This window comes from Photobacterium swingsii, from assembly GCF_024346715.1.
Taxonomy (GTDB): Bacteria; Pseudomonadota; Gammaproteobacteria; order Enterobacterales; family Vibrionaceae; genus Photobacterium; species Photobacterium swingsii.
This window is the reverse complement of record NZ_AP024852.1, coordinates 1,405,872-1,421,829: the sequence shown is the minus strand read 5'-3', so window position 1 is coordinate 1,421,829 and position 15,958 is coordinate 1,405,872. Positions and strand designations below refer to the sequence as shown.

Sequence of the window (15,958 nt, the reverse complement as noted above, 5' to 3'; positions counted from 1 at the left end):
TTATTGAGAATTAAGCAATTTTATTCTTTGTAAACAGTTGTAAGTTTCTGTTCAGTTTGCGATGCGTAGCTCATTTTATCGTAAAGATAAACGTCATCACGGAAGTTAACCAAGCCTTCATCGTCCACCCAAGCGGTTTGATATATGAGGTGAACCTGTACTTTATGCTTCAATCCAACGGTTTTAGTGCTAGAACGCGAACTCAAAGTATTCACTCTTTGCTCTGAAACCCCCGAATAGTTCAGCAATACCATGGCGAGATCATCGGCATGCTCAACCCGCACGCAACCCGAGCTGAATGCGCGACCATCTTCGCTAAACAGGCTTTTCGCGGGAGTATCATGCAAGTAAATGGCATTCTTGTTTGGAATATTGAATTTATAGCGCCCTAACGCATTGCGTGCTCCCGGCTTTTGACGAAGTCGATATGGGAAGGATTTAACAGACACATTACGCCAGTCTATCGCTGATACTGGGATTTGCTCTGAGCTTGTCCAGCTCCGTATTACTGCAAAATTTTTGCGCGTAATATAGCTGCTGTCGTATTTGGCTTTTGGCAGAATATCTTTCTGCATAATAGAAATAGGGACATTCCAATAGGGATTAAAGACCACGGAGTTAATACTTGAACTCATTAACGGTGTTCGACGATCAGGGCGACCAACGATGACCCGACTATCCATAACATGCTTATTATCCAGCCATAAATTCATCTCATAACCGGGGATATTGACGATTAACACTGATGGGGAGTTCATAGGCCATAATCGTACGCGCTGGGTATTTAAGGCCAGCACGCGTACCCGCTGCTTAGGTGATAAGGCTAACCAGTAGCGGGTTTTAGGACCAATCACGCCGTCGACTTTTAGCCCATGCCGTTGCTGAAAGCTTTTAACACCCTGTACCAAATCAATATTGTAATGACGAATATTGGATGCGCGAAGTGATTCGGCTTGATAGTCCGTCAAATCACCAAGTTGGTGTAATACGGTAATTAAAGCTTCAGGTTGTTTTAAAGGCGCACCAATCCGAATAATGCCCCTTTGGTAAAAAGTCGGCCACGTCGTTGACTCTAACTGCTGTAATTCATTAATGGCTAAGACCATGCGGGTATAACTTTCATCAAGCGGTTTGAGTGACGTAATAAAGTAGCGCAGCCGATTGGTTTCAACTGCACTGAGTATACGTGCTATCGCTGCTTCAGAAGGGAGTGGTAATGGCATAGCTAAGCCACTACCAAATAGCCATTGCTTACCATACTTAGGCAAACTTTCTACATAACTCATATAGCTTAACAAGGTGTCTGTTGCTAACAAATCATATTGCCGCCAATCGTTACCTTGCTTAAAGTGCTGAAGCATGGCGTAACGACGCGCAAATTCAGGCTCTATTCCAGCAAGCGCTAAAATCCGTATTTGATCTTCAAATTCATTAGCAACAAAGGAGTCTTGCCATAAAGGTGTATACCCGACGGCATAATAAATCTGAGCCAATTTATCGACATACTGCAAATCACGGACATTACGCGAAACTTCAGACACCCAAGATTTTGCTTTTTGCATTTCTAAAGGTGACGATTTAATCGATACCGCCCCTGGCACTTGAGGCGACTCTATAGACGTAGAAGAAGGCGGCGTAGAAGTTAAGGTTGAGGCAGAATGAATTACACGAGAAGACGTCTGTTGGCTAACAAGTGACGTTACTGGCTTAGTACTTTGAGTAACGGAGTCTTGTGAATCCAGCCCTTGGGGGCTAATGATAGGGACAGTATTACCATCAGCATTTGCCCACGGCTGCCCACTAAGAGCGAGCACTAATGCGACGGATAAACTGCATTGTTTTCTCATAGCCATTGGAACTCCCTCACTAACATAATGTAAGTATGGCAAACGCATTCACCACAGGGAGTAATTTTAGTAATCCGTCACTTTTCAAGTTGTATCAATTCTTAAACTTAAGCCAAAACGCTCCAATGATTATCCCATAGAACAGGGCTATGACTGACTCGCTGTTGACCATGCTGCGAGACAGTTAACATCTTGCCAGAACCCGATCCCACAACCCACTTACTATTGATAACACCCACACCAGAGGCATCAATAAGTGGTTGTAAATCAATGAGCTGCTTGTCTATTTCACGCCAGATACCATAGCAATTTCCTCTTGGTGACGTTGCGAGCAAATAACCATCAAGGCTAGCAATACTCGCGATATAATGATTAAAACGAAGCCACTCTTCTTCGTCTGCTTGCAGATGTTCTAACGCTTTTCCACGCTGGTGAATGGCGACAAGCGGCGCGGCTTGTTCTGGTTCACCACGGAACTGTTGACCGCATACGACATCGCCACTCTCCGTGACACTCAAGTGCCGAATACTAAGTTGTTTATTGGTTAGCACTGCCTGCTCTATAAGCTCCCCAGTCTTTATATCAAGGTACACCAAAGCAGGTTGCATCGATTCAAGGTTAACAGGTGTTCTCCCCTTGGTATGTACACCACCAACACCAATTGCCAACGTATCATTGTCTGCTAGTACCACTTCATGAGGGCCGATACCAAATCCCGTGAATTCAGATACTTTTTCAATATCACCTTTATCACTCAGGGTACTAATACGATAAACACCAATAATACCTTGGCTTGTTCCACGCTCCCCTTCTGTAGCAAACAGGTATTGCCCATCGGCAGAAAAAACACCATGGCCGTAAAAATAACGATTAGGCTTTGCGATAATGAGAGGAAATTGCCCACCTGTTTGATAGTCGAAAACCTGCATGTAATGACCAGGCCTTCGTCCAAAAGCGGCTGCTAGCGAACCATGTGGCTGAACGGCAATACCGTGACCTCTTGCGGGTAATGCAAATTGATAGAGTGGCATCCCTGTACTATCGGCAACAACGGCAGCATATCCGCCTGAAAGCCTGCGACTACAGCCTATTATTGCTGACTGCTTGTTTGATACGACGCTATCACGTTGGCTATGACCAACCAAATTTGTAGCGCATCCCACCATCGAAGATGCAGACGTTAAAGATGCCGAAGCCAGCGCCATTTTAAGCAGCTTACGCCGTGTTAAATCAGTCACCATCTGTTGCATTAAACCCCACAACAATACCCAATTCAGGCGCGACTTCATCTTGTAATGCAATCTGAATATATTCTAGCCCGTTGTAAATGTTCAACAACTGACGGTAACCCTCTCTTGTTTTCAACATAGGCACCATAGCAGGTGTTTGCGGCCAGCCTTCAAGCAGGGCTGAAAAGCGCTTGTCGATTCTGTCCGCGGTTGCGGCATAACCACGATCACGCAATAATTTATCCAAACCAGACTCATTGGCTAAATAGAGCTGCTGCATCGCGGTAATATTCGATTTAAGGTTCACCATAGATGTCTGCGAACGCCATGACTCCGCTTGATACACTTTAGGCGAACCAGGCTTGCCCAAAGGCCGACTCAGCTTCTTCATGGTGTAATCAAGCTGATTGTTTAACGCGCCTAAATACTCCCCTAACGCCATCTTTACTGGCATAGACTGCCATGGATTAACTTTCCATGCCTGTTCTAAGGCTGCACTACTGTCGGCAATACGGCCAGACACAGCAGTAAATAATGAACAATTTTCCGCTGAGATTTTATCTACTTGAGCGGCTTTATCATATTCCGACAGTTTACTTTGGACTATGGGGCTTTGCTGATCATATAAAAACCATTCTGCCGCTCCCAGCCCCTGTACGGCGACACTTTGATTTGCAAGCGCACCAGCCTGCCACATCGTCTCTTGCTTAAGTAACTGGTTCAGTTTTCGTCCTGTCGTGTTTTTTTTATCAGGCCAAAACTGGATTTGCCAACTTAGCCCTAATGCAGCTTCACTGCCTTTTTCTCGCCCCTGCAGCGCCATCCATGCTTGCATAGTCGTAGACCATTGCTCTTTTGCTTGGCTCAAAGTATCAGCTGTTGGCGACTGACAATATAATTGAAAGTCTTGATCCAATTGATTGGCTTGCTGGGCAAAGTTAGCTGCACTTGTAACATGCAACTGATGCACGGCATCAGACATTGTCTGCTGTTCTTGCTGGCACCCTGTGAGCATGATTAGCCCTACGACAACAACGGCATTACGTACACCTTGCAGCCTAACCTGATGTTTAAATCCGTATGTTGTGCACAGCTTGGTTTGTTTTTTTGTTTGGTATTTGCTGTGGTATATAAACGCTTTCATTCGTTTCTCCCTTTACAGCGATTCGAGAAACGCAATGAGCGCTTTACGCTCAGCTTTAGATAGTGCAATAACACGATCTCGACTGGTCTGAGCTTCACCACCATGCCATAACACAGCCTCCATCAAGGTGCGTGCTCGACCATCGTGTAAGAAATTAGTATGACCGTTAACTTCCTCGGTATAACCAATTCCCCATAATGGTGCGGTTCGCCACTCTGTACCGGTTGCTAAAAACTCCCCTCGATGATCAGCTAACCCTTCCCCCATATCGTGTAATAGAAGATCTGAATATGGATTGATCATTTGCTCTGACAACGCAGGTAACGCTTCATTTTTAGCGGTTTGAATTTGGCTCTGATGACAACTGCCGCAGCCAATATTAGCAAACAGCCTCTCACCTTGTATTACCGCTGGATCTGTCACATTTCGACGACTAGGCACTGCAAGGTGTTGTGAGTAAAATTCAACAAAATTAAGAATTTTCTCACTCACTTCAGGCTGTCCACCATTAGGAAGCTCAGCACAAATAGTCTGCTGCTCTGTACAGTTCTCATTCGGGAACAAATGGCTGGTTAAGCCGACATCACCATTAAATGCTGCCGCATTTTGCTGCATTAAATTAGGTTGTCCCGCTTTCCAGCCAAAACGACCAACAGCCGTTTGTTGAGTTTGTACATCCCAGACTTTATTGACTTTACCCGATACGCCAGCGCCATCTTTTCGTTGTTGCTCTGCGATGGCATACAGCGTTGACTCAGGAATTTGTTCTAATAGGCCAAGGCCTATCATAGGTGGGGCAATACGTGCTGACATCTGCACTTGGGGATGCAATTCACCGTATTGAAGATCGGTGAGCGTCAGCGTGGGCTTACGTAATATCACCACTTCACCATCAGTGAATGTGACAGGAACATTTTGGTAACTGATAGCAATTTGCCCTTCAGGCTTGGCACCTGAAATCGCAAAATCTTGTAACTGGCCGCCATACATAGGCTCGGGGATCACGCCATCGGTGATCAGGGCTTTTTTTTGCTCTGGCGTCATGGCAGGAATACTCAATCGTACCAACATAGACACCGCGTTCGTCGCCCCTTCTTCTGGTGGATGCCCTCGACCATCCTTAATGTGGCAATTCTGGCAACCATTGGTATTGAATATTGGGCCTAGGCCATCACGAGCATCCGTCGTTGCTGGCGCTTGTACCCAAGGGTTTCGGAAAAAACTGTTACCCACACTAAAGTCTAAACGTTTAGTTAAAGGGAGATTGGCGGCAGGTAATGAAAAGGCATTCGGCCCTGACTTTTTGACCGTTGTTGCCCCACCCGATAAAAACGTTGCTTTGGTTGCAGCCGCTTCAAGAGGCTCGATATTCTGATCAGAAGCCGCTGCGATAATAGGCATCGATATTAATGTAGAAAGAAGAATAGCAGTCGGTGAATGCTTCATATTGCTCACACTTTTATAACTTGTATACCTGACGGTATAGAAATAACTCACCAGCCATTTGTTTTTATGTGTAAAGAATTGAGTGATGTAAGCACTGTTACTTTGATATAGGCTGGCAAAAATGACTGGGAAACATAGCTGGAATACAAGCCGCCAGCCCTATACGGGTCAGCGGCGATATAGCATAGTGTCAATTAGAACTGATGATCCGCTGTATCTGGATTTAAGTTCGCTACACCAAGAATTTTTGCTGCACGTTCAATTTCAACCGTTTGTTTTACCAAGGCTGAAATCGAGTTGTTTACTAGCTTGTTGCCTTCAACATTATCTGCAGCAATCAACTGATCAAAGTACTGATTATTTTTCTCAGCTGATGTCACTAAGCTGTAAACTGCACCACGCGCATTATCAAATTCGGCTTGAATCTCTTTCGCAGCGGCTTTGTCTTTTTTCGCCACTAAATCATGAATACTCGGACCTGACACCAAAGAACCATTCACACGCATGTATGTGCCTGTGTATACGTTGTAAATGCCTTGCTCGTTGTAGTAGTGCGAGTTGTGCGTATTATCCGAGAAACAATCATGCTCATCTTCCGTTGAGTTAGCTTCAAGAGCCACCTTCATGCGCTCACCAGCTAGTTCACCGAGTGATAGTGACCCCATACCAAACAGCATCTTACGCAAACCATTCTCTGCACTGTCTGCCAATAATTCGGCACGGTAGTTGGCTTTCACATCAGCAGACCACTGCTTTTCCATCCACTTCAGATCCGTCATCAACAGTGTTGAAGCGGCTTGCAGGTATTCACGACGGCGATCACAGCTACCGTTAGTACATGCTTCACCGTAAGCAAAGTCAGTATAAGATCGCTCACCCGCACCTGCTTTTGTACCATTAAGGTCTTGCCCCCATAGCAAGAACTCTATCGCGTGGTAACCCGTTGCGACATTAGCTTCAGATCCACCAATTTCATTCAATTCCGCCAATAGTTCAGGCGTTATTTTTTGGGTGTCTAACTTTTGGTTACCGACTTGAACCGTTTTGTTCGCCACAATATTCGCTTGCGCGCCTTCATTACCTAACTCGTATTGATAATCATCAGCAACGTAATCAATCAAACCTTCATCAAGTGGCCATGCATTGAGCTGTCCTTCCCAATCATCAACAACGGCATTACCAAAACGGAAGACTTCAGATTGCTGATAAGGTACACGTGCTTGAATCCATGCTTTACGTGCCAGCTCTAAGTTTGCTTGGCTTGGACTTTCAATCAGAGCTTTAAGCGATTTATCAAGTGACTGTGCAGTAATTACAGCATCGCTATATACGCTGTGAGCAATATCAGCGTAATGTTCAACGACAGCTTCTTGCGTTGCTGCTTGTGACAAAAGAGGGGTAGATAAAATGGCGGTTGCAATAAAAGTACGTGCAAACGTCTTTTTCATGATGTGTCATCCTTGTGATAGCTGCTAACTTTTGTTTATCAACTTAACGAAATTGTTAGTGATAATTATTTTTGTTATCGAATGATAACCACTATCGTTACAATTTAAAACACGCAATCAATCAATAGATGTATTTTTTTGCTACCTCGATCACAGCATAAAAAAAATGCGCAACCTAATGGCTGCGCATTTTTAAACTAAGGTACTGATAAACAATACATAGTTAACTTTAATTCTACATTTAATTGCCCGGACCAATGCGATCCATAAAGGACATATGTGGTGAGCCATCTTGCGCTTTCAGACGAATGCGATCTTCAAACTGACGCTCTTTTTCTTTTCTTAAGCCAATAACGAGTGAATAACACATCATCAGCATAATGACAGAGAAAGGTAAGCCCGCAGTAATTGAAGCGGCTTGTAGCGCAGCCAAACCACCCGTTAGCAATAGAATTGCAGCCACTAAGCCCTCACCTAAGCCCCAGAAAATACGGTGACGTAACGGCGGCTCTTGATCGCCAACAGATAGCAAAGTGGTTACAACCAAGGTGCCACTATCTGATGAAGTAATGAAGTATGTACAGATCAATAACGTTACAACACCTTTCGCAATTGGCTCTATCCAACCAGTGTTCATTAAACCAATCGTTTCGTATAACGCTAACGTAAGATCTTTGTTTACTGCATCGATAACACCGCCACCATCGAACAATTCGATATGAAGTGCTGTACCACCAAACGCAGTTAACCAGAACATGCCTAATAGCGAAGGAACAATCAGTACACCGATAGAGAATTCACGAATAGTACGACCTTTCGAAATACGCGCGATAAACATACCTACGAATGGTGCCCATGAAATCCACCAGCCCCAGTAGAATGCTGTCCAGCCAGATTGCCAAGCAGAAGTACCATTGGCTTCAGAGTTGGTCCAGAAGCTCAGCGCGACAACATTAGAAAGGTAGTCACCAATGTTTTGTACAAAGCTGTTCAAAATGTAAATTGTTGGACCAAATGCCACAAAGAAAATCAGGATCAGAATACTCAGCCATAAGTTAAGCTCTGATAAGATTTTCACCCCTTTACCCACACCGGATACAACTGACAATGTCGCAATAGACGAAACGATAGCAATTAAGATCAGCTGATTAGTAATTGAAACTTCAATCCCCATCAACTGGCTTAAGCCTGTGTTCATCTGAGCCACGCCTAAACCAAGCGAAGTTGCTACACCAAATACAGTACCAAATACCGCTAATACATCAGCAGAGTGCCCCCAGAATCCGTAAATACGATCACCCAAAATCGGATACAACGCAGAACGAATCGCTAGAGGTAATTTGCGACGGTAAGAGAAGAAGGCAAGTGATAAGCCTACGATTACATAAATCGCCCATGGGTGTAGACCCCAGTGGAAGAACGTTAATCGCATTGCGACTTGGGCAGCTTCGGCTGTACCACCTTCGGTGATAAATGGGTTACTTTGCAGGTGGAAAATCGGTTCAGCGATACTCCAGAAGATAAGGCCGATACCCATACCCGCCCCGAATAGCATAGAGAACCATGCAAAGTAGCTAAATTCGGGCTCGGTATCATCATCCCCTAACTTTATGTCACCGTAGCGACTAAAAATAAGGAAGACAGCAAAGAAGAAGAACAGTGCAACAACAAGGATGTAGTACCACTTGAAGCCAGCAATGATAGAGTCTTTTGCCCCGGTGAACCAAGATGCAGCCAGTTCAGGATCAAAAGCACCAAAAAGAAGGAAGAGCGCAATCACCGTCATGGCCGTTAACGCCATAGGGGGATTGAGTCCTTTCAGTAAACCTGATTTTGCTCTCATGTCGCCTCCTTACTCTTCCGAGTAAAAATCTTCGCCCACATGCTCGCCCGCGCCACGAACGGCACGATAAACCACTTGGCCTGTCGTTTCCTTACGGTGATCGACAAGGGTTACTGAAGGCTGACCATTCACGGCATTGCGTTGGCCTAGAAAAATAGCCATCGGAATGCCTAGATTGCTCACTCCACTTGAAATCCACATGCGGTCAAAATCGTAGTTACCGCCGATGAATTCTAACTGAGACAAACTCGTATCAAAGCCAGCAAGGAAATACTCCATTGCCTGCATATTTGGGAACATGTGCACCAAAATGTAAGCATACTGTAATTCGTTTACTAGCAGAGGTAATGTAAATTTACCCGTTTTATCTGCACCAACAGATGGAACACCCCATGAAGAGTGAACAGTTAATTCCTCTGGTTGGCTGTCATCAAAACGAGGTTCATAGCGAACAAACGCTGAGGAGTCCGGCAACTCATAACGAACACGAAGAACTTGAAGATCTTCAACAATCTCTTTTACAGTTAAATTATCAGAACTCATAATATCTTTCATTAAGCTAAAGAAGGCAAAATACTACCAAAAAAGGAGAGGTTTATGAAAGAAAATGGCAAAATAGCCCCATTTATTAAGAATAATTGTAGAATTAAACCGCAATTGGTAGATTCTTCAATCACCCAATTATAGCCACCAATTCCAAGAATAGTTAGAACACTAATGTTTCTACATCTAACATTATTACTAACGCGCCTCAAAATTAATAACTATTTCTTTCATGTTGCCTCCGTTTGATGTAGTTTCGCGGCGTTAAATCTTGGAGAGAAAAATGGACAAGCACGAAGAAGTCCTTATTGCCCTGCGACAAATTATCCGAGCAATTGACTTACATTCAAGAAAACTGAATAAAGACGCTGGGTTAACTGGGCCACAATTGGTATTAATGCGCGCTATCCGTGATTCTGGTGAAGTCACTATTCGCCAATTGTCGAGCAACACAAACATGAGCCAAGCAACGGCAACAACAATCCTAGATCGCCTTGAAAAGCGTGAGCTTGTTGTGCGTCAACGCAGCCAGCTCGACAAACGAAAAGTGCATGCACATTTAACACCTCAAGGTGTTGAAGTGCTAAACAAAGCACCATTGCCACTACAAGATAGTTTCATTTCTCAATATCACGAACTTGAGGAGTGGGAGCAATCTTTACTGCTTTCATCGGTTCAACGCATCTCATCCATGATGAATGCAGAGCATTTAGATGTCGCACCCGTTCTAGCAGTGGGCAGCATTACCAAAACTGAAGAAGCGGGCAACTTATAACGCAGCGTACATCGCAGCAATTGTAAGCCTTGCTCATGGATAGAGAACGTGACGCTCTGCACGTTCTCTATTACCTCCACTCTTTTTTCTTCTTTATCTTCCTAGCCCTGCGCTACCATATCTATTCCGTATTTTCATTAATGGTATTCGTGTGTTACTCGATGGAATAGAAACCCTGCTCGTATTGGCAAAAGAAGGCACTATGAGTAAAGCAGGCACACGCCTGTACATTAGCCAGTCAGCAGTCAGTAAACGTATTGCCAATCTTGAAAAACGTTTAGGTAAGAAGCTTATTGAGCCTGCAGGTCGACATATTCAGCTAACCGCCACAGCCAAAAAGCTAATAGATAGTGTTGAACCGAGTTATCGAGAAATGAAAGGGTTGATCTTTGAGCAACAAGATATTCAAGATACTTCGCTCATCACCATTGCTTGCTCTGAAACCTTAGTCGCTGGTTACCTAAGTGACATTCTTGGCGCTTATATCCAAAAAGATCCTCACCTCTCGGTATTTACTCAGCAAACACCTTTTATAATTGAAAGCGTATTGTCAGGTGATGCAACCATAGGATTTTGCGCAGGCCATTTGCCTCCGCAGCACGGTATCGTTGCTCGCCACCTCATTGACGAGCAATTTACGATCGTAAGCGCAGCACCGCTTGATGCCACACCTACGATGTTATTAACCAATGATCTGAAAAACAGTGCGAATACCTACCAAGCGGCAACGTTACAAAAAATGGGAATCAAGCCGATGATGGAAATGGACTCTTACACAGCAGCTGCAAAGCTGGCACTTGGTGGTGTTGCCCCTGCATTAATTCCAATGTCTGTTGTAAAAACGCTGAATATTGAAGTCCACCATTGTCACCATTTTGATTTTCTTAATGCACTCACTCGCCCGGTACATATTTGCTATCGTCGTAAAAGCTATCAAGCTAAACGCGTTGAGCTGCTTATTGAAACCATTGCGGATTTTGTTCCCACAGCAACTTTATCGCCATAATCATAGAGATAATCACAACCATAGGGCGGATAAGTTTACGCCCTTTCGTGATCGCAACCTTGGCACCAAAGCGAGCCCCAATAAAGCCCCCTACCGCCATGGTTAAGCCTATCTCCCACACAGGCAACCCAGCCATAATGAAAAACAAAAGTGCCGCTATATTTGATGTAAAGTTAAGTACCTTAGTGCGTGCTGTTGCTTCTATCATATTGAGCTGAGCAATAGCGACAAAACAAATAGTAAATAAAGACCCTGTACCAGGACCAAAGAAACCATCGTAAAAGCCAATTCCAAACCCAACTGAAAAAGCAAATGCTGTCTCAGAGAGCTTAGCTTCTCCTCCGCCGACACCCGCTTGCGGCGCGAATAAGAAGTACATAGAGATACCCAATAGTAATAATGGAATAATACTAGTGAGTACGCCTGCATCAATAAACTGGACCAATTCTGCACCAATTGCTGAGCCAACAAAAGTACACGCAATTGCTAACCGCATTGTCTTTAAATTAACCAACCCATTACGGACAAAATACAAACTTGCCGAAAAGCTACCAAACGAGCTCTGCAGTTTATTCGTCGCTAATGCTTGTGCAGGAGGGAGCCCCACTGATAATAAGGCTGGCACGGTAAGTAACCCCCCACCACCCGCAATTGCATCAATAAAACCAGCCAACGCAGCAACAGCAAAGAGAATCGCAATGACCTCATACGAAAATTCCATTTATATTCCTTTGGGTAACAAATTCAAGCCAACAATCTAAAACGGAGAGTAACGCCTTATTGATAAGATCAAAAAGGAAAGCTACGACACAGACTCATTCCAAGTTGGAATAGAAGAGATAAAATTATCAGCCTGTAGGCGGTCTACCCAATCTGTGAACCAGCCTGATTCACCACGATCGCTATCACGTTATCATCAACAAAAAGATATACATCTAAGTGAGTATCTTTACTTCCAACTCAGAGCCACCCGCCTCTTAAATCCATCAATTTTAATTAATACAGTTAACCAGATCTCATTTTTACCATTGAGCCAATGCCGATTTGTTATCACGAAACATTTTTCAGCATTTAACAGCAGTAAATGAATCACTCACCATAAACCACATAAAAAGTAGGTTAATAAACTTCAGCTATTCAGGTTTTAGGCATACCGCGTAAAACCAAACAATCTGTCACTCAGTGAGTAAAAATTATGCTTGTTATCATTCAACTCGTTATTGTTTTAGGTTGCATATATTGGGGCTTAAAAATGGGAGGGTTAGGCGTTGGTCTTGCCGGTGGATTAGGGTTAGCAATACTAACGCTAGGCTTTGGCTTAGAACCGAGTCAACCCGCTGTTAACGTCATTTTAATTATCATGGCCGTTGTAACCGCCGCTTCAACAATGCAGGCTGCAGGTGGCATGGATTGGCTGGTACATTACGCTGGCAATCTCATGCGAAGAAACCCACGCTATATCAATTTCTTGGCACCGATGATCACTTGGTTAATGACCATTATGGCGGGTACTGGCTATACCGTTTTTTCGACGTTGCCAGTGATATCTGAAGTCGCTAAAGAGATTGGTGTTCGCCCTTCTCGCCCATTGTCAGCTGCGGTTGTGGCTTCACAGGTGGCCATTTCTGGCTCACCAATTTCAGCGGCAATGGCTGCGATGATTTCTATCATGGAGCCTATTGGTGTAAGCTTTTTGCAAATTATGGCTGTGTGTTTGCCCGCCTCGTTTATTGCCGCTATGGTCGCGGCCTTCGTCGCTTCTCGCCAAGGTTGTGAACTCGACGAAGATCCTATCTACCTAGAACGCATTCAGGCCGAACATAAACAAAAAACCGATGCACAAACAACGACGAATACTGAGTTAGATCCAAAAGCAAAATATTCAGTATTACTTTTTCTTCTTGCGACTATCGTAATCGTTATCTACGCAGCATTTCCTCCGCTACGTCCGCAATTTGGTGACGGTGCAATGATGTCAACCCGCGACATCATTATAGTCAGCATGTTCGCTGTCGCCTGTCTAATGGTACCTTTCTGTAAAGTGAACCCTGATAAAATCATTCGTACCACAACCTTCCGTTCCGGTATGAGTTCAGTCGCTGTTATTCTCGGTATTGTGACTATGGGTTCCACCATGGTTAATGCTTACTTACCTGAAATTAAAGCCACAGCAGGGACACTGCTGCAAGCTTACCCAATGCTGCTTTCGGTGGTTTTGTTTGGCACTTGCACGCTGCTGCTTTCACAAGGTGCTACAACACCGTTAATTATCCCACTCGCCCTTAGCTTACAAGTACCTCATTGGGCAATCCTTGCGTCATTTGTAGCAGTAACAGGGGTGTTTGTTCTCCCTACTTACCCAACCTCTTTGGCTGCTATCGAGTTTGATTCAACGGGTACGACACGTATGGGGAAGAATATTTTTGATCACCCATTCTTATTACCAGGGCTTTGTGGCGTTATCATCTCAACCCTTTGCGGTTTTGTACTTGCACCTATGATTTTATAGTTAGGTTGATATAACGATAAGACGACGAAGCTTCCTATCCGAGATAACAAAGCCCAGCATAGTTGCTGGGCTTTACTGCTTCCTACACTTTTTTCGTTCAAAGATTTAATCAAAGGATTGAGTAAAGATCTTGGTTAAGGGTTTGATTAATCAGCTACTAATTGGCAAAGCGTATTCCACACTTGTTCACCAGCAGGGTGCAGTCGTGCTTGGTAGCGATAGGCATAATAAGCAATCGGCAAGCGTAAGTATGGCTCCCCAACCAATGCGACTTCCCCACGCGCTAACTCATCTTTAATCGCGTAATCCGGTAACCAAGCAACGCCCTGCCCTTTCAACACTAAGATCTTGAGAATGTCTGTCATCGATGATGAAAACACTGCTTGCAAGTTAACTTGGTCACGCACGGCTTCAACTTGTCGCCCCATGTAAGAGCTTGGGCTATAGGCCAACCAAGGGGTCGTCTGTTTTGAATCAAACTGAAACAGAGGTTCGCCTTTGTTATCACAGGCACACACAGGAAGTAGTTCCGCTTCTCCGATACGTAACGATTGATAAGGAGGCAACCGCAAGCGTTCATCATCAAACGCAAGTAACAAATCACAACTGCCTTCATGCAATTCTTCGGTCGCTTGGTCAACATCGATCGCTTCAACACTCAACAAAGGGTTGTGTTTACCATGGCTCAATAGCGGCTGGATGTTTGGCACTAAACTGGTAGCTAAAGAGTGCGCCGCTGCAACGCGAACAATGTTCCCCCCGAGCTTCGACAGATCTGATAACTGACCTATGCCATCAACCATTTGATTAATAAGGGTACGGGCTGATACTCGAAATAACTTGCCGCTTGGTGTAAGTGCAATCGGGGTTTTAGTTCTATCGACAAGCTCAGCACCAACTGCATTTTCAAGTGCGCGAATACGACGACTAAATGCAGGCTGAGTGACATTACGTTGTTCAGCAGCATGAGAAAAGTTGCGCTGTTCAGCCAAGGCTAGAAAATCTTCTAACCACTTACTTTCAATATTCATAATATGCACAGGAAAAAGAAAATAATTATACCTAACAATGTATTAATGCTCGCGATGCTAGGCGTAACAGACATCACATTAATCACTTTCCTTTTCATTTTTACCGCGTGAACAAGCCATTTATTGCCATTCGAATTGAAAATATCAGCACTACACGCAATAAGAAGAATCACTATACCGATTCGGCATTAGAGCACCAGCTTTAGCATTTCTAAACACACAAGCGCCTATTTATAGTGGTTTTAACAACATACTATTAGGAACAACATCATGCTGAAAAAACTGGGCGTTTTAGGCGGTATGGGACCACTCGCTACCGTCACTTTCATGCAAAAAATAATTGCACGTACACCTGCTCATAATGACCAAGAACACATTCCAATGTTAGTCAGCAATGTTCCACAAATTCCGGATCGCACCGCGTGCATTCTTAACAAAGGTCCAGATCCGTTTCCCATCCTGAAACAGGGCTTTGAAGAACTACAAAATGCTGGTGCGAGCTGTATTGTTATCCCATGTAATACTGCACACTTTTGGTATACGCGCCTTCAAGCCATTAGTCATGTTCACACGATCAGCATCATTGATAGCGTTGTAAATGAAGCCAAATATCGGCAATACCAACATGTCGGCATTCTAGCGACAACAGCGACTATGATGACCAACATGTACCAAGGGCGACTTGCCGATAAAGGCATTCAAGCCATAGAAACAACAGCGCAAGAACAGCAACAAGTGATGGCTGGTATTTATGCGGTCAAAGCTGGTAATGTCAAAGAAGGTGAACAACTGATGACGCCTGTATTTGAGGCTATGTTGGCACGCGGTGCTGACGCCGTTATATTTGGTTGTACTGAAATTCCTATTGCGCTGGCATCTCAAGCCGAGTCACAGCCATTAAACTGCCTTGATTCATTAGAGATCCTAGCTGATGAGTGTATAGCTTGGTCAACCGCAGATGAGCATGATTTGGTTGCATAGCGACAAGCCTTAAAAAATAATGATTACTATCAAGCAAAAAGGAATTTACTGTCAGCTTCTTTTACAATCTATTATGCCTCAACGTTCACTGCCAATTTATATCTTTGATAGTAATCGATATTTAAAATTGGCACTTATATTGCTGTACCTATGTTG

At 44.1% G+C, this 15,958-nt stretch carries 13 protein-coding genes; 4 read left to right on the top strand and 9 right to left on the bottom strand.

Going from position 1 to position 15,958, the window contains the following annotated elements:
- Positions 1-20: 20 nt before the first annotated feature.
- The 7 genes from OCU77_RS06725 to OCU77_RS06695 form a co-directional block, all read right to left on the bottom strand.
- Positions 21-1,853: a L,D-transpeptidase family protein gene (locus tag OCU77_RS06725; RefSeq protein WP_244915150.1), complete on the bottom strand. Its 1,833-nt coding sequence runs from the start codon at positions 1,851-1,853 to the stop codon at positions 21-23.
- A gap of 101 nt (positions 1,854-1,954) precedes the next feature.
- The gene (locus tag OCU77_RS06720) at positions 1,955-3,088 is read right to left on the bottom strand and encodes a DUF1513 domain-containing protein (RefSeq protein WP_107302400.1); all 1,134 of its coding nucleotides are present in this window, start codon (positions 3,086-3,088) and stop codon (positions 1,955-1,957) included.
- Complete coding sequence (locus tag OCU77_RS06715; protein ID WP_053111726.1) at positions 3,078-4,220, bottom strand: imelysin family protein; 1,143 nt, start codon at positions 4,218-4,220, stop codon at positions 3,078-3,080. The genes OCU77_RS06720 and OCU77_RS06715 overlap by 11 nt, the downstream gene beginning before the upstream one ends.
- A gap of 12 nt (positions 4,221-4,232) precedes the next feature.
- Positions 4,233-5,666: a di-heme oxidoreductase family protein gene (locus OCU77_RS06710; protein ID WP_107302399.1), complete on the bottom strand. Its 1,434-nt coding sequence runs from the start codon at positions 5,664-5,666 to the stop codon at positions 4,233-4,235.
- A gap of 194 nt (positions 5,667-5,860) precedes the next feature.
- Positions 5,861-7,114, bottom strand: a complete 1,254-nt coding sequence (locus OCU77_RS06705; protein ID WP_107302398.1) for an imelysin family protein — start codon at positions 7,112-7,114, stop codon at positions 5,861-5,863.
- Between the two features lie 241 nt (positions 7,115-7,355).
- Positions 7,356-8,957: a BCCT family transporter gene (locus OCU77_RS06700; protein ID WP_107302397.1), complete on the bottom strand. Its 1,602-nt coding sequence runs from the start codon at positions 8,955-8,957 to the stop codon at positions 7,356-7,358.
- Positions 8,958-8,966: 9 nt separating this feature from the next.
- On the bottom strand, positions 8,967-9,500 hold the full coding sequence (locus OCU77_RS06695) for a hypothetical protein (RefSeq protein ID WP_048897131.1): 534 nt from the start codon (positions 9,498-9,500) through the stop codon (positions 8,967-8,969).
- 283 nt (positions 9,501-9,783) lie between these two features.
- On the opposite strand from OCU77_RS06695, the gene OCU77_RS06690 reads away from it, so the two are divergent.
- A complete protein-coding gene (locus OCU77_RS06690) occupies positions 9,784-10,275 on the top strand; it encodes a MarR family winged helix-turn-helix transcriptional regulator (protein ID WP_048897130.1) in 492 nt (163 codons plus the stop codon).
- Positions 10,276-10,426: 151 nt separating this feature from the next.
- The gene (locus tag OCU77_RS06685; RefSeq protein WP_048897129.1) at positions 10,427-11,281 is read left to right on the top strand and encodes a LysR family transcriptional regulator; all 855 of its coding nucleotides are present in this window, start codon (positions 10,427-10,429) and stop codon (positions 11,279-11,281) included.
- On the opposite strand, the gene OCU77_RS06680 is transcribed toward OCU77_RS06685, so the two are convergent.
- Entirely contained in the window at positions 11,232-12,002 is a 771-nt protein-coding gene (locus OCU77_RS06680; protein ID WP_107302396.1) for a TSUP family transporter, read from the bottom strand. The genes OCU77_RS06685 and OCU77_RS06680 overlap by 50 nt on opposite strands.
- Before the next feature lie 474 nt (positions 12,003-12,476).
- Here OCU77_RS06680 and OCU77_RS06675 point away from each other — a divergent pair, with 474 nt between their 5' ends.
- A complete protein-coding gene (locus OCU77_RS06675) occupies positions 12,477-13,790 on the top strand; it encodes an anaerobic C4-dicarboxylate transporter (RefSeq protein ID WP_048897128.1) in 1,314 nt (437 codons plus the stop codon).
- A gap of 146 nt (positions 13,791-13,936) precedes the next feature.
- Here OCU77_RS06675 and OCU77_RS06670 read toward each other — a convergent pair whose 3' ends face one another.
- Positions 13,937-14,821 (bottom strand): LysR substrate-binding domain-containing protein, encoded by an 885-nt coding sequence (locus OCU77_RS06670; protein ID WP_048897127.1) that lies wholly within the window; start codon positions 14,819-14,821, stop codon positions 13,937-13,939.
- A gap of 270 nt (positions 14,822-15,091) precedes the next feature.
- On the opposite strand from OCU77_RS06670, the gene OCU77_RS06665 reads away from it, so the two are divergent.
- Entirely contained in the window at positions 15,092-15,802 is a 711-nt protein-coding gene (locus tag OCU77_RS06665; RefSeq protein WP_107302395.1) for a cysteate racemase, read from the top strand.
- Positions 15,803-15,958: the final 156 nt, after the last annotated feature.

What these genes read in the sequence shown, in the direction of transcription:
- OCU77_RS06725 (WP_244915150.1), bottom strand. Translation starts at nt 1,853, where the DNA reads ATGGCTATGAGAAAACAATGCAGTTTATCCGTCGCATTAGTGCTCGCT.
- OCU77_RS06720 (WP_107302400.1), bottom strand. Translation starts at nt 3,088, where the DNA reads ATGGTGACTGATTTAACACGGCGTAAGCTGCTTAAAATGGCGCTGGCT.
- OCU77_RS06715 (WP_053111726.1), bottom strand. Translation starts at nt 4,220, where the DNA reads ATGAAAGCGTTTATATACCACAGCAAATACCAAACAAAAAAACAAACC.
- OCU77_RS06710 (WP_107302399.1), bottom strand. Translation starts at nt 5,666, where the DNA reads ATGAAGCATTCACCGACTGCTATTCTTCTTTCTACATTAATATCGATG.
- OCU77_RS06705 (WP_107302398.1), bottom strand. Translation starts at nt 7,114, where the DNA reads ATGAAAAAGACGTTTGCACGTACTTTTATTGCAACCGCCATTTTATCT.
- OCU77_RS06700 (WP_107302397.1), bottom strand. Translation starts at nt 8,957, where the DNA reads ATGAGAGCAAAATCAGGTTTACTGAAAGGACTCAATCCCCCTATGGCG.
- OCU77_RS06695 (WP_048897131.1), bottom strand. Translation starts at nt 9,500, where the DNA reads ATGAGTTCTGATAATTTAACTGTAAAAGAGATTGTTGAAGATCTTCAA.
- OCU77_RS06690 (WP_048897130.1), top strand. Translation starts at nt 9,784, where the DNA reads ATGGACAAGCACGAAGAAGTCCTTATTGCCCTGCGACAAATTATCCGA.
- OCU77_RS06680 (WP_107302396.1), bottom strand. Translation starts at nt 12,002, where the DNA reads ATGGAATTTTCGTATGAGGTCATTGCGATTCTCTTTGCTGTTGCTGCG.
- OCU77_RS06675 (WP_048897128.1), top strand. Translation starts at nt 12,477, where the DNA reads ATGCTTGTTATCATTCAACTCGTTATTGTTTTAGGTTGCATATATTGG.
- OCU77_RS06670 (WP_048897127.1), bottom strand. Translation starts at nt 14,821, where the DNA reads ATGAATATTGAAAGTAAGTGGTTAGAAGATTTTCTAGCCTTGGCTGAA.
- OCU77_RS06665 (WP_107302395.1), top strand. Translation starts at nt 15,092, where the DNA reads ATGCTGAAAAAACTGGGCGTTTTAGGCGGTATGGGACCACTCGCTACC.